Below are 20,450 nucleotides of genomic sequence, written 5' to 3'. Positions count from 1 at the left end.
TTACTTAGGTAAAAGTGTGGCTGTCGAGTAATAAGTATTTTGAATTGTAAATAATTTATATAAGGATGTTTTATAATGCTAATTTTTGTTTGTTAATTGTGTTGATAAATGAACATATTAAGGGTGAAACCCAACAATTTATTGTGTATCCTCATATAAATCAGTTAATTGTTATTATTTTACAATAAAGGCGCTTGCCTTTTTGATAATATTTTAGTAGGTTTGTCAATCATATATTATTGAATTTATGGGTATATGTGATGATTAGTTCGTTACCTGTTTTACAGGTTGTTATACCTTTACTTTCCGCAATAGGATGTGCGTTATTGAAAGATGCTAAATTAGTTAAGGTAGTATCCACTGTTGTAGTATTAATATCTTTCTCTATTGCAGTGATGCTGTTTTTTCAAGTATATCCTGGTGGCGTTATTAAGTATAGCATAGGTGGATGGGTAGTGCCTTATGGGATAGAACTTGAAGTAAATGTATTTAATTCGACAATGCTTCTTTTAGTTGGGTTTGTTGCTATGATGAGTATTCTATATAGCATATATCCTAATACCAAAGAAATAAACGTTAGCACTATACCGAGTTTTTATTCTATATTCTTGTTATGTTTTAGTGGCTTTTTAGGCATATTAGTTTCAAATGATGTTTTTAATATTTATGTTTTTCTAGAGATATCATCTATTTCTTCATATATTTTGGTTGCAATGGGTAAGGATAAGACAGCTTTAGTAGCTGCATTTGACTACTTGGTAATAGGTACTATTGGAGCAACGTTTTATTTAATAGGGGTAGGTTTTTTATATGCTATTACTGGAACCTTAAATGTTGGGGATTTATTTTTAATAATTCAAGATAAATCTTTGGCAACAAATAAAGGGATACAAGTTGGGTTGTTATTTATAGCAATAGGTTTGTTTATTAAAGCAGCTCTATTTCCGTTCCATAAATGGTTAATACAAGCTTACAGTTATGCTCCTACTTTTGTTTCGGTATTCTTTTCTGGTGTTTCTACTAAAGTAATAATCTACCTTATAATAAAAGTAATATATGATATTTTTAAAGCTCAATTGGTTCTATTAATTTTACCTTTTAATGTTGTGTTTATGGTTTTTGCTGTGTTATCAGTGATTTTTGCATCTATATTTGCAATGTTAAGTAATAATATGAAAAAAATTTTTGCATACTCTAGTGTAGCCCATTTAGGGTGCATTATATTTGCTGTAGGTTTGAATACTTACTATGGTTTAATAGCTGCTGTAACTTATATAATCAATCATAGTTTAGTGAAGTCAGCATTATTTATGGTCATGGGTAGTATTTCTTATAATTGTGGTAGTCTTGATCTTAAGGATTGTGTAAACGTGTGGAAAAATATGCCAAAGATTGCGTTGCCATTTGTTATTCTGTGTATAAGCCTTATTGGAATGCCAATAACTTCAGGGTTTATTTCTAAGTGGTATATTTTTGATGCAGCGATTAAATCTAATTTTTGGTTGGGTGTAGTTGTTTTGCTTGTAGGATCTGGCTTATCTGTGGTATATGTGTGGCATATAATTGAAGCAACATGTTTCAAGTCATCTGATAAACAAGTGAAGAAATTGTTTGAAATTCCTAATGTTATGGTGCTGTGTATTTGGGTAATGGCAATTTCTTCGATTATCCTGGGATTATATCCAGCACCTTTAATGCTAATTTCTAATAAAATAGCAGAATCACTGCTGTATTAAAATCTAATGTAATTCTAAAAAATAAAGCCTGCGCTTATATTTTAGCAATTTCTGAAAGTGTAGTACAAACAACGTTCTTTTTAATAAAATTTATTTTTTCTTTGTATGTATTTAAGGATCTGACAGATGTAATTGTTTAAAATTCCTGTTATTATGGATGCTTAAATAATGACAATTGCTTCTGTTATTCTTGTAGCATATATTAAATACCTTTAATGTGTATTCATGATAATACTCAAGAAAATCAAGCAGACCTAAATGTTGTATTTATTAATTAAAAAAATATACTAAAGCAGCATCTTTTATGAAAGGTAGCTATCTGTGCTTTCCTTGTGTTTTGGCTTCAAATACTTGAGATACTGATTCAACGATAAAAGAGCAACTTCCTTTACTATGTTCAGAACTATGTTCTACTACATAATTTCTTTTGTATGGTTTATAAGCGGATGATCCACTACTACTAGTGTTAGTATATGTTGATTTTTTGTATTTAGATTTATTTCTTGTTTTGCGTTTTAATAAATAAGCTGTACCTGCAAATAATATCAGTGCTAATAAAACAACATAACTTAGATTGTCAGTAATGTAAGACAACATATAATAAAAGTAACTCATAACCACTATACCTATTACACACTGCTTATATGATAGCATTAAGTGATTGTTTTGAATAGTGTTTAATAAGTGACACAACAAAAATTTATTGCATTATTGAGAGGAAGCTTTTTTTGTTGCATTCTTAATGCAAGCGATGTGCTGATTTAATATTTTTAACTTATAGCAGATTTTCTGCTGTTATTTAATAAATTGGGTAAATAATTTTGTAAGAATGACATTAAGATTTAAATCTGAATTTGTATGTTCAATAAATCCTCCAGTAGAGATGTAATCTTGATTTGAACCAAGTGCAATATCAATGTGTCTTTTTCCTAGGAGATTAGAGAGTGATAAAGATGCTGAACTGTCTGAAGGTAGTAGAATATTCTTTTGTATACACATTGTAACTGTAGGATTGTAGGTTGTATCAAGTGATATTGACGTTACTGTGCCTATTTTTACTCCAGATAATGTTATATCATCTCCCATGTCTAGACCATCTACACTTGGAAAATGTGCTTTTACTGTGTAACAGTTGTGTGAAATAGTATTATAAGATAACTTTTTGAATGCTATGATTCCAATAGATATTGCAGCTGCTAAAACAATAAGTCCTGCAAAAATTTCAATGACACTAGATCGATACATGAGACTACCAATAATATTTAACGTTATCTTGTATTATAGGGGCAAAAAATTTTGTTAGGATGATAAGCATAACGAGTACCAGTTAGATTTGGAAAGTGTAGATTTTTTGGAGATTTTGGTACCTGATTATCCGTATAATGCAACCACATATGCCATAGTGCAGGAACTTTTGTTGGATCTGCTTTACCATTATATATTACCCATCTTTTTTCAATTCCATTTGCTATTGTAATATAGTAGCTATTACCTAAAATATCCTTACCAATTAATTTCTTATTTCTTTTTATGAGGAACTGTAGATTATGGAGGAATTGCATGCCTTAACAATTGGTAATTTATTTTACATTAGTATAATAATTATGGTAATACAATACAACTATTAACTATGGTATTTAGTTAATGTTTTTATGTGATAATTAGCTTAAGAAGTAATAATATGTAAGTAATTATGAAATGTCCTTTCTGTAATAGTAATAATACTCAAGTTAAAGATTCAAGATCTATAGAAGATGACATGTTAATTAGAAGACGGAGATCTTGTATTGTATGTCACTCTAGGTTTACTACAACTGAAAAATTACTTCTTAGATCATTTATGGTTGTTAAAAAAAATGGCGAAACTGAATTATTCGATAAGCAAAAATTGCTTTCTTCGATTTTAATAGCTACGAAAAAGCGTCCTGTAAGTCATGAAGGGATAAATATGATGGTTAATAATATTCTTTATGAACTTGAAGGGAAAAAAGAGAATGCTATTCCGACTAATGTTATTGGGAAAATGGTTATGGATAATCTTTTTAAGTTAGATAAGGTAGCATATGTTAGATTTGCTTCTGTATATATGAATTTTAAAAATATAAATGATTTTAGCAATATAATTGCAAAAATAATTAATGAGAAAGCACCTTAATATAAATATATTCATAAGTAAAATTGTATTTATGATTAATTATTATTCTTGAATTGTTCATAAGCTTGTGTTATGTATTTTGAGCATTGTTTAATGATAACGTGTACTTTCACTGTAATTTAGGGGGTATAGCTCATTTGGTAGAGCACCTGCTTTGCACGCAGAAGGCGAGCGGTTCAAATCCGCTTACCTCCACATTCTGTTTCAAGCTTCTATGCTTAGTAGACTTACTCTTTCAGATTAATATAGCTACCTGTGAATTTTTAATCATATAACTTAATGAACTATATGAATTTGTTGTAGTAGTCCAAAATCATAGTTGTCGATGAATATATGGTCATTTTCATCAATATAAATGTTGTTGTTTTGTTGTTCTCTACCATAGTTTTTGAATATATTATTATATGCACTCCATACTTGGTCATAACTATAATTTTCTTTTACAGCTTGGTAAAAATTTACCAGCTCTTCATATGTAAGATCAAACGATATGGAATATTTACCGTCATCTATGGCATCACCTATATTTATATGTTCTCGTGATAGTGGGAAATATACAGTATCAATATCTTGTTCTATAGTAGGATTAGAAATATTATTAGTGTTGGTATCAGGTGTTTCATTTGTTGGGTTCTTTGATACTGCATTATCTTGTTCTATAGTAGGATTAGAAATATTATTAGTGTTGGTATCAGGTGTTTCATCTGTTGGGTTCTTTGATACTGCATTATCTTGTTCTATAGTAGGATTAGAAATATTATTGGTGTTGGTATCAGGTGTTTCATCTGTTGGGTTCTTTGATACTGCATTATCTTGTTCTATAGTAGGATTAGAAATATTATTAGTGTTGGTATCAGGTGTTTCATCTGTTGGGTTCTTTGATACTGCATTATCTTGTTCTATAGTAGGATTAGAAATATTATTAGTGTTGGTATCAGGTGTTTCATCTGTTGGGTTCTTTGATACTGCATTATCTTGTTCTATAGTAGGATTAGAAATATTATTAGTGTTGGTATCAGGTGTTTCATCTGTTGGGTTCTTTGATACTGCATTATCTTGTTCTATAGTAGGATTAGAAATATTATTAGTGTTGGTATCAGGTGTTTCATCTGTTGGGTTCTTTGATACTGCATTATCTTGTTCTATAGTAGGATTAGAAATATTATTGGTGTTGGTATCAGGTGTTTCATCTGTTGGGTTCTTTGATACTGCATTATCTTGTTCTATAGTAGGATTAGAAATATTATTAGTGTTGGTATCAGGTGTTTCATCTGTTGGGTTCTTTGATACTGCATTTTCATCTTGATGGTAATCTAATGGTAAGATGGTTGATAAGTATTCTGCTAGTTCTGTATTGGCTAAATCAAGGATATGATTTCCTTGTTTGTCAGATAAATATGTCTGAATGTGATTTTCTTTATCTAATTTCATAGTAATATACATATTGTTTGCATCTAATTTCTCTTGTACAATCTTAAAAAAGGATTTAGCGAATCCTGATATAGGTGCATCGTATCTGATCACTTCGTTAAGATTGTTACAATATTCAAAATAAGAATTTCCATCAAAGAAAATATCCGTATTGTCATCCTTGGCAATTAGTAATATTTCCTTATCTTCTAATATTATACTGGCATAATTTTTATTATCTTCTTTGTATAAATTACTTTTGCTGATTCTAAAAATAAATTTCTCATGCATATCTATATGATCATCATCATCATCATCATTTGGTTTATCCTTTATTATTATAAAGTTAGCAGCATCTAAAATGCTTGATGCTTTATTGTAGTTGGTTACTAGTGATCCCTCTTGTTGTATGTCTGTAAAAAAGTACTTTCTGTCTTGTACTATGAGAAAAACTGGACTATTTTCTATTTCTTCTTGCATGAGACTATATGAAATGTTGTATAAGTTAATACTACCATCATCATTAACTTGGTGCTTGTTGATGTCAGAATAATTTAATTCAAACCCATCATGTACTCGGGAGGAGTAATATCCGTATTGAAAGGATTCTGAACTTAGTTTTCCAAATTCTTGACCAGAATGTAAGTCTAAAAGTATAGCAGAAGATGTTTCTGTGTTTTTATCTGGTGTTTCTGATACTATTTTGAATAGTGGGCCATTTCCTCTTGTCTCTTGTATGTTATAATATTCTTTCAAGTCTATTTTTTCTGATGTTTTTAGTATATTTTCCAGGCTTATCTTGAGCTTATGATAACTCAGGTAATATGCTTTTCCGTCTTGATTACATATTACTAAGCGATAAAAATCTTTAGTTTCGTCGTTATAGTCAGTATGTTGTATGTGTTCTGCTTTAATATATTGGTATTCAGAAGGAATATTAAGGTAGTCGTCGTTGTGATAGCCATTGTATAGAACGTAAAATTTATCACCTACAAAGAAATAGCTTTTTGATGGCATAACTATTTCAGTATTATCTTTATCTATTACTTTGGCTTTATATATGTTGCCAGTGCAAAGATTGTTTAGATCTCCTCCTACTTCTAATTTGAAAGAAAATTCTTCATTTGTTGAAATTGGTGTATTGTTGTTCATATTTTCTCTTAATAATTATTACATTTTATAACAGTTATTATTAATTTTTATTACAAAAAAAGTATTAATTAATAAACTCATTAATATTTTCATGCAAAATATCAATGTATTATGCCTGGAGAGTAATTGATTAGTTAATTTATTAACTTTCTTATATTGACATTTTAATATATTACATGTATGATTCCGCTCTAAATTAATATTTTAATAAATGGATTTTATGACAGTTTTCTTAGAACATGACAATGGTCAAGTTAGTACTAGCAAAATGGTGGAACATAATGCTGTAAATAAAGCAGATCAAAATGGAAGTTCTTTTAATCATCAGTATGGTACTGGGATTGGTGATAAACATGTAATCTTACCTCTCATGAAGGATGGCATTAAGCATGGTAAGATGTATACGACTCTTCCTGATAGTGATAAAACTGGTAATCCTAAGGACTTTAAATCTAATGTTTTTTCTAATACACATACTATAAGGAACGATCAATTGAAACTAAACCTAGAGATACATACTTTAGGGAGTTTGCCTAGTAAAAGATTGTATGAGATTGAAAAGGGATTTGATGATGCAATAGCAAAATTTCAGTCTAGTTTTGGATTAGACCCTAATGAAAAAGAAACCACCTTTGAATTATATCTATTCGACGATAACGAACAATATGAACATTATGGACGACTTTATAACTTAGGGATAAATGGAGCCGGTGGTATGACTTTCTACGGGAATGCTGATATCCCATATCAAATTTATGTATATCAGTTTGGTAAAATATTAAATTTAAAACATGAATTAACTCATGCTTTGGAGAATTATGCATCTGGACATATGTTATCTAGTCTTAAAGTGGATCATTCTATATTTGCAGAAGGATTAGCTGATTACATACAGAATGATAGTAGTTTTATTATGAGAGGGTTAAGGGATAAAGAAATAACATCAAGTGTGTTACAAGAGGATTCTTCTGGTGATATAGGTCAAGCAACCGATACTGCAGTGACTAAGGATCGGGATCTGAAGTATAGTATAGGACATGCATTTGTAACATTTTTACAAGAGAATTATCCTGGAATAATTTCAGAGTATTTAAAAGCGTTAAGAGAAGGTGATGCTGTTCGTGCTGGAGAGATGATTAGTATGAATAAGTATGCAGATTTTGACCCGTGGGTGCAATCTAAAGACATTTCTTTATATCTAGAGAATATGAATATATTGAAAGTAGACTTAGGCAAAAAAGTATTTTCTGCTGAGAATGCTAGTGCTTTTAAAAATCAGGATGTGAAGAATGAATATTACTGTGAGAACATTTGTAATATGAATGGTGAAGTAGTAGGAGAAATATCACCTGTAGTACATTATGCTGCTAAAAATGTCATACGTACTTGGAATACTGCAAGTTCTGATATGATAGAAGTAGAGCCGGAATATAATTTTCTAAAGTTAGTTAGTACCACATCTGGTAAACCTGCATATGTGTATTGTGATGAAAATGGCAATGAATATTTCAATACTCAATCTTATATGGAATATGCATTCAACATACTGAAAAAATATGATGAAAATCTTCGTTCAAGTAGTGATATTTTTGATATTAGGGGATGTTATTCAGATGCTGATAAAGTATTTGATAAGCTTCCTAATGCAGATTTATTGTTACATCAGTTCTTAGATGAAGCAGGTTATAGTAATTATAAGCAAGTAATAATGAGTAATCCACAACAGGTTAGTATTATTAAAATGCATGTAGTCCAAAAAGCTTTTGAAGATTTTAGGGAAGCTGAAGTCAAAAAAGTGTTCAGTGGTGAATCTAGTGTTGATTCTACGATAAGGGATCTATTGATGGATCTAACTTATATTGATTTAAGTGATATTATAAAAGTAAATAATTCCGATATTGAAAGTATTGTGTCTAATCAAAATGTAATGTTACGTACTGCTGTGTTAGGTAAAGGAAACACGAGTGGAATATCTCTGTATGTAAATGATCAAAAAGTTGGTGAGTTATCAACTGAAGGAGGTTATTGTGTTAAGAATCTTGATACTGGTAGTATACAGTTTGTGTTCCGCAATGTTCTTGGGATGATAGCAAATAATTATCTAGATAGAGCCTATATGATTGTGCTTGAGAAAGATGGTGAATTTACTACTGCTTTAGTTGATGATATACAAAAAACAGAACATGGAAATGTTGTATTCGACAATCAGTTTAATCATCCTAATATTAATCATTTGTATCCAGATTATCAAAAATTATTGTTACATGATGCTTCAGTTAAAGATTATTCTCATCTTGCAAATACGGAGTTTCACCGTGATGATAAAGTAATAATTCGAGGAAATCTGTTAGATGATAAAGGTACTGTAACTACAAGTGACGATATTCATCAGGCAGTTATTAAGCATGATGATCAAATATTACATCAGTTTAAAAGTATTTCTTTTTACATTAGTGAGCCAGCAACTGATAGTATGGGAACTTATGGAAGTGATTTTTTCATTGCTGACGAAGGAAGAAATCTGAGATTTCAACTTCCTAAGACAATTACCCATTTGAAATTAGTTAATGTTGGTGGAAATCAGAAGTTAGTGCCATGTACTGCAGATGGTGATGAGCATCCTAATGGTATGCCGTCTGATTTAATAGATGAATATAGATATATCGATCCTATTTTTGCTCACACATTTGAGAAACAAAGTTACTCTAAAAACAGTGTTAGCATTGGTTTAGTAGATTTTGATAAATATCAGGAAGGATCGATGTTTAAGTTACAGTATTATTCTGATGATTATCATATTTATAAGGATGAACATGGAAATATAATTAGGCCTAATGGTATATCTTATACAACGAAAGTGGACCTAGTCTATGATGATCAAGTTATTGGAATGCTGTCTGATAATATAAATCAATTTCAGGGTGATATTTTTATTGCTGCGAGCCTTAACTATAGCCACAATGATTTCCTTTCATCTAAATATTTTCAGAAAGTCAATATTGAAGCACTAGAAAATGGGATATATAGTGGAAAATATGATGTAGGAATTGGTGATGAAGTAGCAAATCTTGGTACTGATACAGGTTATAGTGATAAAGCTATTTTTTATTTTAGGGGAAATAATTTGTCTACTGATGTATCGGATAATACTATGAATAGCTCTACTATTTCGCTTTATGTAAATGAATTTTAGGGAATTTTAAAAGAAGTGGTAGTTCATGTAACGCTGCTTTTTTATATTGTTTTATATTGTATAATGAAGTAATTGTTAAATTGAGGTGTTCTTTTGTCAGTTTCATGTATATAGATAATTAATAACGATATTTTTTCACAAATGATTGATTTGTAGTACACAAGATAACTTGGTATTACAAATAATTTTACTCCTTATACATTATATAAAAAAATTTTCAATAGATTTTTAAAGGCATTACATTTGTATGAATTCGATTTTATGCATGTTAAATTGATTCCTGGGTAGACATTATTTTTGTATGTGGAGTTTGGTGAGTGCTCTTTTATCAGTTTCATGTATATGGATAGTAATAACGATATTTTTTCACAAATGATTGATTTGTAGTACATAAAATAACTTGGTATTACAAATAATTCTACTGTATTTACATTAGATTTTTTAACAGCATTATCATTCATATAGGACTGCTTTTTTGTGATTATTTTTTAGGTCAACATTTTTTTTATTGTTGTAGAGTGCAATATTAATTTAGGTTTGCTTTTATTAATACTCAGTATCGGTGTTATAAAATATAGATTCTCAAAAAGTGCATAGCTTGAAATCTGAGCATAGGGGTACCAGATATATAATGCTAGTAGCTAACTAATATGTTAATATTTATAAATCTTTTTGTGGAAGTAAGATTGTAATTGTTCATTTAGTTTGTCTTAAAAACTGTATTTTAATTAGTGAAATAATATTAAATTGTGCTAATTATTTGTACTTTTTTATGATGGGGATATGTATTTGTAATGTATAAATATGGTTAAATTATTAATGTAATTGTATGTTATATCAAATATTGCATTTATTTTATGATGTTGTACAATTATGGGGCTTATAATATCTATGGATTAATAATATGATAAGATTGGTTACCTGTCTTGGTATCATTGCTGTTATTATGTTAGCTTTTAATTTCTTCACTAAAAGACAACAAGTTCAAAATCCAGGACAAGAGGTACGGGTATATTCATCTCGTAAGGAAGAATTGTTACATAGTTTGTTTGAGCAATTTACTAAAGAAACTGGTATAAATGTTCAGTATATTAATGATGAAGCTGCTCAACTTATTAATAGAATGGAAAATGAAGGTACTGCTACTTCAGCTGATGTATTTTTGACTGCAGATGCTGTTAATCTTATTCTTGCTAAGAAAAAGGGATTATTACAGCCTGTGCAATCTGAAGTACTAAATCAAGCGATTCCTAGCAAGTATAGAGATAGTGATGGATTTTGGTTTGGATTGACGAAGCGTGCAAGGGTGATAGTATATAACAAGGATGTAATTGAAGAGAATGAGTTGAGTACATATGAACACCTTGCAAATACGAAATGGAAAGATAAAATTTTAATAAGATCTTCCAGTAGCCCATATAATCAGTCGTTAATTGCTTTTATGATAGCAAATAATGGTATAGAGAATACTAAGATTTGGATTAAAGGTTTAGTTTCGAATATGGCTAGGAAACCTAGCGGTGGAGATATAGATCAAATTTATGCTGTTGCAGCAGATGAAGGTAGTATCGCTATAGTTAATAGTTATTATTTTGGAAGGATTGCAGCTTCTGATAAAAAAAGTGATCAAGCTGCAGTTAAAAAGCTTGGTATTTTTTTCCCTAATCAGGAAACTACGGGTACTATGATTAACATTAGTGGTGGTGCTGTTACAAAGAATGCGAAGAACAAGCAAAATGCTATAAGATTATTGGAGTTTTTAGCTAGTGTAAAGGCGCAGAGGGTTTATGCTCAAGTTAATCAAGAGTATCCTGTCGTAGAAGGGGTAGAAATTTCAGACGTTCTGAAAACTTTTGGTGTATTTAAGGAGAGTAATTTACCTTTACAGGAACTAGAGAAGCATTTAACTGAATCTGTTAAAATTGCAGATGAATGTGGTTGGAGGTAGTTGGTGTTTTCAGCTATAAGTTTTGCTATAGCCAAATTCATGATGTTTTTTTTCGAGAAGTTTATTAGCTTCTATTTAGGTAAGGAAAATCTCTTGGACCCTATGTTTAAGTAAGTAATCATAATATGTAACTATTAGCAGGGCTTTTAAGCTTACCTTTTCTGAGGTATAGCTGACTCATAGTTTTTATATTTTGTTATAAGTTATACTTCTTGTGCAATGCCTGGTTTGATAATAATAAAAGTGCTTTTTTATTTGTTCCTATAACTTAATTAAAAGTTGTTTTATTTTAAGTAGCAATTCTTTTAGTTGTTTTTATAGATTATAGCTTTTTTATGTTAAGTTAACTTGCACGAAAATCTTTTATACTATCTCTGTATTTACTGAAACTACCTGAGTTTCTAATAGCAAGCTTTTTGTTATTGTTAGAAACTATATGCTAGTATGCTTAAACTAAATACAAAAAACTTATGCTGACATCTCTTAGTATTTTAGGTGGTCAAATTTCAGTTTGAAACTATGATTCTTGTACATTGCCTTGTTAGGGGAATTTACATTATTTCTATTTTTGTGAATTGCTTGATTTAGCATTAAAAGATAGACTTAATTATCTTGCTGAAAGTTTTTGCATGCTTTGATATCAATTTTCTAAAATAGGCAAAAACCTACTGCAAGCAATACATAACACTAGTTTACTATGATAAAAAAACAGCAAAAACAATAATTCTTGCCAACCAATACATACACACCTGGATAACTGTAATATAGGTATATTTGTATCAAATAAAGGGTTTACAGGGTTTAAATACATTAAGCTGTTTCTATGTTAATAATGCCTTTCTTTATAAACCAAGATACTCTATCAGTTGCCTGTGCGCCAACACTTAACCAGTACTTTAGTCTATCAACCTTGACTTTAACAAATAGCTCATGTTCTTTAGGAAGCATTGGATTGTAGAAGCCCAAAGATTCAATAAATTTCCCATCTCTTGCAACTCTAGAATCAGCAACAACTACCCTATAAAAAGGACGCTTTTTAGCTCCAAATCTTGCTAACCTTATCTTTACAGACATGAGAATATAACCTTTAAAACATCTTAAACATTTTAAAATCATACACATAATAAAGTGGATAGTCAAATTGAAAAATGTGTTTTTAAGCATTTAAATTTTTTGATAAAAATAAGAAATTTGCAATATGTTGTTAAAAGCAATATTATAATTAATCAAGCTTGCTCAAGTTATTAAAAAAGTGTAAAGATGTTCTTTTTAAAGGAATGTGTAATAGGAGGACGTGTAGGTTATATGAATTTAAGAAGAGCTGTATTATCAACAATCATGTGTAATACGTTGGTATGGTATGATTATGTATTATTTGGAAATTTAGTAAGTGTAATCAGTAAATTATTTTTTCCAGCGGAAGATAGATATTTTAGTCTTATTATGACATTTAGCATTTTTGCAGTTGGATTTTTAATGCGTCCTTTTGGAGCAAGTATCTTTGGGTACATTGGGGATAAGTATGGAAGGAAAGCTGCATTGACTTTATCAATCATAGCTATATCTGTTCCTATTACTTTTATTTCAATATTACCAACCTATGAAAAGATAGGAATATTATCTCCCATATTACTTGTTGTTTGTAGATTGATGCAGGGGATATCTTTAGGTGGGGAGGCTGGTAATGCTACTTTCTTAATAGAGCATTCTAAAAAAGGAAAAAACATTGGCTTTTTTGGTAGTTTTGAGACTTTAAGTGCTGTACTTGGTTCTATTATTGCATTGTTTATGATCTTATTATCTCAGTATTTTACAGGAGAAAATTTTGAAGTATGGGGTTGGAGAATACCTTTTGTAATTGGTCTATTATTAGGTCTGGTTAGTGTTTATATTAGAAGTATTACTGGCGAAAGTCCTGCATATGATACTCATAAGGAAAGTAATAATCTTTCACAGTCTCCTTTCTTAGAGTTATTCAAAAAATATAAGCGTCCTTTAGTATTGGCAACATGTATTGACTGTATAGAAAATTGCTCATTTCATATTTTTATGGTATTTTTTATTACATTTATTAAAGAGTTCTCAAATATTCACCTAAGTTTCAACGCTAGTAGCGTAAGTATTATTGAAAGTTTTAATATAATGATTTGTGGTGTCTTGAATGTATTTTTTGGGTATATTTCGGATTATGTAGGACGTAGGAAAGTAATGTTAATTGCGTCTATATCGTTGTTTTGTGTTGCAATACCGGTATTTTGGTTATTAAGCCAAGATAGCTATGTTGCTTTAATTATAGCATATTTGGTTTTTGTAATTCCATTTGCTGCAACTTTAGGTCCAGCAAGTGGGGCAATGTCTGAGTTATTCCCTACAAAGGTTAGATATACTGGTTTTGGATTGTCGCGTAATATTGCTTCAGCTATATCTGGTGGTATGGCTCCTGTAGCATGTACATGGCTTATAAGAGCAACAGGACTCACATTTATTCCTGGGGTATATGTTATGTTTTGGGCAGTAGTTGCAATTGTGGCATTATGTCAGATTAGGAAAAAAGATGTGTATGCTGATTGGTAATCTACTACTTGATATGTGATAAAATTATGTCTCTGACTCTAAGAAAGCTATATGTATGTTGTCAAGTTTGTAACTTGTGGTATACTTTAGGATGTAATGTGGTAAGTCTGTATTTCTAATTAGTACTGAATTCGGTATAATATTAGTATAGCTGTCGTGTTAATAAGCTTATATTTGTAAAATAATGTCATTAATTTGGTGTATAGATAGAAAAATCTTCTAAAAATATAGAATTATTTTTCTAATTTTCTTGCTTCACTATTAGCATAATTGGGATGCCATCACGTATTGGAAATGCTAATTTAGCTTTTTGATTAATTAATTAATTGATATCCTTGTTGTATTGTAATTTGTAGGGTGTAACTTGTGGTGTACTTTAGAATGTAATGTGGTAAGTCTGTATTTCTAATTAATACTGAATTCGGTATAATATTAGTATAGCTGTCGTGTTAATAAGCTTACATTTGTAAAATATATCATTAATTTGGTGTATAGATAGAAAAAATCCTCTAAAAATATAGAATTATTCTTCTAATTTTCTTGCTTCACTTATTAGCATAATTGGGATGCCATCACGTATTGGAAATGCTAATTTGGCTTTTTGACTAATTAATTCATTGGTATCCTTGTTGTATTGTAACTTGTCTCTAGTTAGTGGACAGACAAGTATTTCAAGTATTTTATGGTCAAACATATTTAATAAGTAAGATTAGTTTATTATATTATAGCGTTTATTGTAAAAATATGAACTGTAGATTTTTTTGTATAAGAAATATGTATATTTTTGTGTTTTTATTCTTTAGTAGTAAATTGTTATGATTAATGTAGTCTTTACAGTTAATAAGATACAAATATATATATATGAGTATTTAGGAGTAGATTATTGTGAAGCAATTTTATTCTAAATGTGTGAAAAAAGTACTTTGTGCATGTAAATTTAAATAACTTAGGAATAATCTTCTTAGTGTGTTGCTATTTTGCTGTTATGTTTTCTTTATAATACATTGTATTATGTGGCCTAATAAAGACTAGTTGTACAGTTATTGTATGAAATTAATAGTGCCAGTTTCGTTATTATTAGTATCTAGTAGTTCTGCTATTCTGGTAAGAATAGTTTTAACTTCTGGATTATCTATTATATTATGATAATTAACGTTATCTAAGAAATCATTAGAAATCATTTTGGGGCCAATAGCATTAACTTTTATTTTTGGGAATAATTCTACTGCTGTAAATTTTGTTAAATCTAGTAGTGATTTTTTTGACATTGCATATATAAAATGTTTTGTGCTATCTTTTACGACCATTGCATCAATCATGTTAACAACATTTCCTATAGTAATGCATTTTTTTGCAAAGTATTGAGTTAAGAATAGGGGAGCGCGTATGTGGAGATTGTAGTGATTAGTAAAATCTTTAATAGAAGTATTCATTAACGTGTTTTTATAAAATACTGAAGCATTGTTAATAATACAATTACAATGAGGTATAAGTTGAAAAGTTTCTTCTATGAGGGAGTTTAACGAGTCAAATTCTGTTAAATCAGCTTGTATAAGGATACATCTTCTGTTACATAACTTTTCAATAATATCTTTTGTCTGTAATGCATGTTCTTTAGAAGTATTGTAGTGAATGGCTATGTCATATCCATTGGCAGCTAAAAATATTGATATTGCTCTGCCTAATCTACGTGCTCCACCTGTAATTAATGCTCCTTTTTGATAAGTTGTCTTCAACATGTTGTGATGAGATTAGAAAAACAGAACCCATGATGAATTAACCATTGTAATTTGTTATTATAGAATTTGCGCAAGTCACTAATGTTGTATTTGAGCATGGTAATTCTTTCAATTCCAATTCCAAATGCGAATCCACTGTATTGATCTGGATCAATATTTACATTTGTTAAGACATTACGGTGAACCATTCCACATCCTAAAATTTCAATCCAATCTCTGTTACTGCACTTTACATCAACTTCTGCCGATGGTTCAGTAAAGGGGAAATAACTATTACGGAATCTTATTTGGATATTTTCTCCAAAGAACTTTTTTAGAAAGTAATGTATACAATACTTTAAATGTCCCATATTAACATTTTTATCAATGTATAGCCCTTCAATTTGATGAAACATTGGACTATGAGTTGCATCCCAATCATTTCTGTAAACTTTTCCATGTGCAATAATCTTGATAGGATAATTTCCTTTATTGGATTCCATTACTCTAATTTGTACAGAGGACGTATGTGTACGTAATACAACTCTTTTTTGATTTAGTAATGTTTTTAGATAGAAAGTATCGTTCTCTTCTCTTGCGGGGTGGTATTTATGTGTATTAAGTGCATCAAAAACATGAAATTCATCTTCAAGTTCTGGTCCATCAGATAGTTTAAATCCTAAAGATGAAAAAATATGTCTAACTTCGTGTAAAGTTTTAGAAATAGGATGCAACTTAGCTATTTGTTTTGGACGGATTGGCAAACTAATATCAACAGTATCTTGTATTAGTTGAGTATTAACTTGTATTTTATGCAATTTTTCTTTTTGCGAATTAATTAGAGACTTTAGCTCAGCATATATAGCATTTATACTGCTTCCAACAGACTTCCTCTCTTCTATATTGCTAATTGCTGCAATATTTTTTAAACATGTAGTTATAATTCCTGATTTACCAAAGTAATGAAGCCTTATACTTTCTAATTCTTCAAGGGAAGAGCTAGACAATATCCTGCTGGTAGCCTCTTTTTGTAAGCTATGTATATTACTGTGCAACACGATGTTTAGTTAAAGCTTCTTTAATAAGATCCACAATTTGTTTGAAGTTATCCTGATGATTGACTGCCATATCTGCCAAAATTTTTCTGTTCAGTGTTATGTTCGTTAAGGATAGACCATGAATGAAATCTGAGTATAGGAGACCATGTTGTCTTGCAGCCGCATTAATGCGCATAATCCAAAGACTTCTGAAGAACCTCTTACGATTGCGTCTATCACGGTAAGCATATTGCAAAGCTTTTTCTACTCTTTGTAGAGCTATCCTGTAGCAATTCTTAGAGCGCCCCCTATAGCCTTTTGCTAGCTTGATAACTTTCTTATGCCGTGCTCTTGTAGTAACACCACGCTTAACTCTAGCCATTTTTAACCTCTATCTATTAATACCTCTATCTGTTATAAGGCATGAAAAGCTTGACTATACGTGCGTCAGAAGAATTCATTATAGCAGTACCACGCTGAACGCGAATGCTCCTTTTACTTCTTTTAGTCATACCATGCCTTTTTGCGGATTGAGTAGACTTTATCTTCCCTGTTGCTGTGACACTAAATCTCTTTTTGACAGAAGACTTAGTTTTTAATTTTGGCATCTTTATCCTAAAACCTTTGCAGAAAGCTATATCTTAATCTGTTTATTTCAGTAGTGTCAAGTACATTTTCTAAATTTTACTCTGATAATTTATACATTATCTATTAATAATTTTTTATGCTATTATGTATTAAAATCTATACGAGAATATCTCAGTCTAATTAAATCTACTGCATATTTTTAAGATATTACATAAGTTATTGCAAAACTTATGGTAATAATTTATAAGTGTATGTATTACATTAGTAGTAATGTATTATTAATATTTATGTCTTATTTATTTTTGTAAATAATATGGTTATTTAATTACATTGAGAATTTGGAGAAATTTGTATGTCAAATAGTAATGTTCCTTTAGCTCATAACCATAAGGAATCTTCTTCTACTTTAGAAGATTCTGGTCCTCTAATGCCTAGGGCTGTTGCGGTATGGTTAGTAGATAATACTATATTGACTTTTGAGCAAATAGCAAAATTTTGTAACTTACATCTATTAGAAGTTAAAGGTATTGCTGATGGTGAAGTTGCAAAAGGAGTAGTTGGATGTAATCCAATTACAATGGGACAAGTTACAAAAGAAGAAATTGAATGTTGTCAGAATGACCCTACGAGAATACCTAAGTTGATTAGCTATAGAAATTTTAAGAAAAACAAGAAAAGGGCTGTCAGATATACACCTGTAGCACGTCGTAGAGACAAGCCTGATGCTGTTGCATGGATTTTAAAATATTGTCCTGAAATGCAAGATGTGTGTATAGCTAAGTTGATAGGGACTACAAAATCAACTATTACGGCTATTAGAAATAAAGAACACTGGAACTCAGCTAATATTAAACCTAGGGATCCTGTATTGCTTGGTTTATGTGCTCAAGTGGATTTGGATGAAGCAATTATGAAAGCTCAGATAGTTGCTGAAAGAGAAAGAAGAGTAAAAAATATTAGGGCTAATGATTTTTCTGTGTCTGATTCAGTGTAAAGCTATTACGTTAATAGGTGTTTACTTAATGAGGGTAATTGCTTATAATTCTAACGATTTTTTCTTAAGTATTGCTATATATACTGTTGGATATTAAGTTTATTATATTTGCTAAAATACCAAAGTGTTATAGTTTTATAATCGGTATAGTTTATTAGGCTTTTTTGCCTGATGTTTTTATTAAGATATATTTCTGTTAATCTTATGTATTGCTAGGTAGTGTTAATTGTTGAATAGAATTACCATAGAATTTAGAGAATTAGTGTTGCATTTATTAGGATTCAAATGTTAGTTTTAATATTGCAATGAATAAGCGTATAGATAGTTTGTAGGTATATAGTGTTAAATGGGAAAAGGAAAAGAATAAAATATGTTAGTAGAAAGAGTGCTAATAAGAGTGCAGTGGTTCAGCTAGAAGCGGATGTTGTAAGTAAAGAAGAGGATAAAGTAGTAGAAGTGGGGGTACAAGAAGAAATAATAGAGGAGAGAACAGATGATCAGGTATCAGTACAAGAAGTAAAGGTATTGGATTTAAGTGAATTAAAAAAGAAAACTATAGAAGATCTGTTAAAAATAGCAGAAGATCTTGGAGTAGTAAGTAATGGTAGAATGCTGAAACAAGAGATAATCTTTCACTTGATGAAAAAAGTAGTAAGTGATGGAGGTGCAGCAATAGGAGGAGGGGTAGTAGAAATATTATCTGATGGTTTTGGATTCTTAAGATCTCCTGAAGCAAATTATGCTGCAAGTGGTGATGATGTATATATTTCTGCAGGACAGATAAAGAAGTTTAATTTAAGAACAGGTGATATAGTAAGTGGAGAAATAAGAGCTCCAAGCGAGAAAGAAAGATATTTTACATTAGTAAAAGCACACAGCATAAACTTTACGGATATGGCAAAATTACAAAGATATGTGCACTTTGATGATTTAATTCCTCTATATCCAGAAGAAAGAATATTATTAGAATGTAATGATCCTATTAGCTTAAGTAAAAAAGATATAAGCATGAGGGTGATAGATATAGTTGCTCCTTTAGGGAAAGGACAGAGAGCCCTGATAGTTGCGCCACCAAGAGCTGGAAAAACAATAATATTACAACAAATAGCACATTCAATATCTGTGAATCATCCAGATATAGAATTAATAGTTTTACTCATAGGTGAAAGACCAGAAGAAGTTACAGATATGTGTAGATCGGTAAAAGGCGAAGTAGTAAGCTCTACATTTGATGAACCTGGATATAGACATGTACAGCTTGCAGAAATTGTAATTGAAAAAGCAAAAAGGATGGTAGAACATAAAAAGAATGTTGTGATATTGCTTGATTCAATTACAAGATTAGCAAGAGCATATAACTCAGTGATACCATCCTCAGGAAAAGTATTAACTGGTGGAGTGGATTCTAATGCTTTACAGAGACCAAAAAGATTCTTTGGAGCAGCAAGAAATATAGAGAATGGAGGATCATTAACAATAATAGCGACAGCACTGGTTGAAACTGGGTCAAAAATGGATGAAGTGATATTTGAAGAGTTCAAAGGAACAGGAAATTGTGAAATAATATTAGACAGAAAAATATCTGATAAAAGAGTATATCCAGCAATAGACATTTCAAAATCTGGTACAAGAAAAGAAGATATGTTAATAGATAATGTATGTTTGAAGAAAGTATGGTTATTAAGAAGATTGCTATCATCAATGGGTTCTGTTGAAGCAATGGAGTTCTTGAGAGATAAATTATCCATAACTAAGGATAATAATGAGTTCTTTGATATGATGAATAGTTGATCTGTAATATGTCGGTATGTTAAGTGGAATGTAAGTAAGACTATGTTACAACAATGTAGCTAAAAAGTAAGCCTTGTATATAATTCTGCTATTTCAAATGTTGATTTAATTATGCGTTTTTAATACTGTAGTAATAGGTAAAATAAGTAAGACA

At 30.2% G+C, this 20,450-nt stretch carries 17 protein-coding genes, 1 tRNA gene and 1 pseudogene; 8 read left to right on the top strand and 11 right to left on the bottom strand.

All coding sequences use genetic code 11. The annotated features are described in order from the left end of the window. Positions 1–260 precede the first annotated feature (260 nt). Positions 261–1,736 (top strand): proton-conducting transporter transmembrane domain-containing protein, encoded by a 1,476-nt coding sequence (locus tag EHF_RS03975; RefSeq protein WP_044195478.1) that lies wholly within the window; start codon positions 261–263, stop codon positions 1,734–1,736. 315 nt (positions 1,737–2,051) lie between these two features. Here the strand turns inward: EHF_RS03975 and EHF_RS03970 are convergent, their stop codons facing one another. The 3 genes from EHF_RS03970 to EHF_RS03960 all read right to left on the bottom strand — a co-directional run bounded on the left by EHF_RS03970 (position 2,052) and on the right by EHF_RS03960 (position 3,298). Next, entirely contained in the window at positions 2,052–2,351 is a 300-nt protein-coding gene (locus EHF_RS03970) for a hypothetical protein (RefSeq protein WP_232228937.1), read from the bottom strand. Positions 2,352–2,531: 180 nt separating this feature from the next. Then, entirely contained in the window at positions 2,532–2,981 is a 450-nt protein-coding gene (gene mlaD / locus EHF_RS03965) for an outer membrane lipid asymmetry maintenance protein MlaD (RefSeq protein ID WP_044195475.1), read from the bottom strand. Between the two features lie 23 nt (positions 2,982–3,004). Continuing rightward, on the bottom strand, positions 3,005–3,298 hold the full coding sequence (locus EHF_RS03960; RefSeq protein WP_044195473.1) for an NADH-ubiquinone oxidoreductase subunit NDUFA12 family protein: 294 nt from the start codon (positions 3,296–3,298) through the stop codon (positions 3,005–3,007). A 131-nt stretch (positions 3,299–3,429) separates the two neighbouring features. Between EHF_RS03960 and nrdR the strand changes: the two genes are divergently transcribed. Together nrdR and EHF_RS03950 are read left to right on the top strand one after the other, a co-directional pair. After that, on the top strand, positions 3,430–3,891 hold the full coding sequence (gene nrdR / locus EHF_RS03955; RefSeq protein WP_044195470.1) for a transcriptional regulator NrdR: 462 nt from the start codon (positions 3,430–3,432) through the stop codon (positions 3,889–3,891). A 122-nt stretch (positions 3,892–4,013) separates the two neighbouring features. Beyond that, positions 4,014–4,086, top strand: a tRNA-Ala gene (locus EHF_RS03950). An 81-nt stretch (positions 4,087–4,167) separates the two neighbouring features. Here EHF_RS03950 and EHF_RS04530 read toward each other — a convergent pair. After that, a complete protein-coding gene (locus EHF_RS04530; RefSeq protein ID WP_052349283.1) occupies positions 4,168–6,453 on the bottom strand; it encodes a hypothetical protein in 2,286 nt (761 codons plus the stop codon). Positions 6,454–6,673: 220 nt separating this feature from the next. Here EHF_RS04530 and EHF_RS03940 point away from each other — a divergent pair, with 220 nt between their 5' ends. Together EHF_RS03940 and EHF_RS03935 are read left to right on the top strand one after the other, a co-directional pair. Next, a complete protein-coding gene (locus tag EHF_RS03940; RefSeq protein WP_156928271.1) occupies positions 6,674–9,646 on the top strand; it encodes a collagenase in 2,973 nt (990 codons plus the stop codon). Positions 9,647–10,550: 904 nt separating this feature from the next. Beyond that, complete coding sequence (locus EHF_RS03935; protein ID WP_044195463.1) at positions 10,551–11,594, top strand: Fe(3+) ABC transporter substrate-binding protein; 1,044 nt, start codon at positions 10,551–10,553, stop codon at positions 11,592–11,594. A gap of 810 nt (positions 11,595–12,404) precedes the next feature. Here the strand turns inward: EHF_RS03935 and rpsP are convergent. After that, positions 12,405–12,668 carry a 30S ribosomal protein S16 gene (gene rpsP / locus EHF_RS03930; protein ID WP_044195461.1) on the bottom strand — a complete coding sequence of 88 codons (264 nt, stop codon included), beginning with the start codon at positions 12,666–12,668 and terminating at the stop codon, positions 12,405–12,407. A gap of 231 nt (positions 12,669–12,899) precedes the next feature. Here rpsP and EHF_RS03925 point away from each other — a divergent pair, with 231 nt between their 5' ends. Continuing rightward, positions 12,900–14,168: an MFS transporter gene (locus tag EHF_RS03925; protein ID WP_044195926.1), complete on the top strand. Its 1,269-nt coding sequence runs from the start codon at positions 12,900–12,902 to the stop codon at positions 14,166–14,168. A 233-nt stretch (positions 14,169–14,401) separates the two neighbouring features. On the opposite strand, the pseudogene EHF_RS04765 reads toward EHF_RS03925, so the two are convergent. The 6 genes and pseudogenes from EHF_RS04765 to rpmI form a co-directional block, all read right to left on the bottom strand. Next, a pseudogene (locus tag EHF_RS04765) lies at positions 14,402–14,532 on the bottom strand (Trm112 family protein); the annotation flags it as partial. Positions 14,533–14,691: 159 nt separating this feature from the next. Then, positions 14,692–14,862: a Trm112 family protein gene (locus EHF_RS04620; protein ID WP_084475743.1), complete on the bottom strand. Its 171-nt coding sequence runs from the start codon at positions 14,860–14,862 to the stop codon at positions 14,692–14,694. A 346-nt stretch (positions 14,863–15,208) separates the two neighbouring features. Beyond that, positions 15,209–15,907, bottom strand: coding sequence for an SDR family NAD(P)-dependent oxidoreductase (locus tag EHF_RS03920; protein ID WP_044195459.1), 699 nt, complete (start codon positions 15,905–15,907; stop codon positions 15,209–15,211). Beyond that, complete coding sequence (gene pheS, locus EHF_RS03915; RefSeq protein ID WP_044195458.1) at positions 15,901–16,944, bottom strand: phenylalanine--tRNA ligase subunit alpha; 1,044 nt, start codon at positions 16,942–16,944, stop codon at positions 15,901–15,903. Before pheS ends, EHF_RS03920 begins: the two co-directional genes overlap by 7 nt. Further along, complete coding sequence (rplT, locus tag EHF_RS03910) at positions 16,931–17,305, bottom strand: 50S ribosomal protein L20 (protein WP_044195456.1); 375 nt, start codon at positions 17,303–17,305, stop codon at positions 16,931–16,933. Before rplT ends, pheS begins: the two co-directional genes overlap by 14 nt. Before the next feature lie 25 nt (positions 17,306–17,330). Further along, positions 17,331–17,531: a 50S ribosomal protein L35 gene (gene rpmI / locus EHF_RS03905; RefSeq protein ID WP_044195454.1), complete on the bottom strand. Its 201-nt coding sequence runs from the start codon at positions 17,529–17,531 to the stop codon at positions 17,331–17,333. 332 nt (positions 17,532–17,863) lie between these two features. On the opposite strand from rpmI, the gene EHF_RS03900 reads away from it, so the two are divergent. Both EHF_RS03900 and rho read left to right on the top strand, forming a co-directional pair. Beyond that, positions 17,864–18,505 (top strand): cell cycle transcriptional regulator TrcR, encoded by a 642-nt coding sequence (locus EHF_RS03900; protein ID WP_044195452.1) that lies wholly within the window; start codon positions 17,864–17,866, stop codon positions 18,503–18,505. Between the two features lie 474 nt (positions 18,506–18,979). Next, positions 18,980–20,296 (top strand): transcription termination factor Rho, encoded by a 1,317-nt coding sequence (rho, locus tag EHF_RS03895; RefSeq protein ID WP_232228984.1) that lies wholly within the window; start codon positions 18,980–18,982, stop codon positions 20,294–20,296. Positions 20,297–20,450: the final 154 nt, after the last annotated feature.

It is taken from the genome of Ehrlichia japonica (genome assembly GCF_000632845.1).
Lineage (GTDB): Bacteria > Pseudomonadota > Alphaproteobacteria > Rickettsiales > Anaplasmataceae > Ehrlichia > Ehrlichia japonica.
This window is presented reverse-complemented; position numbering and strand designations above follow the sequence as displayed.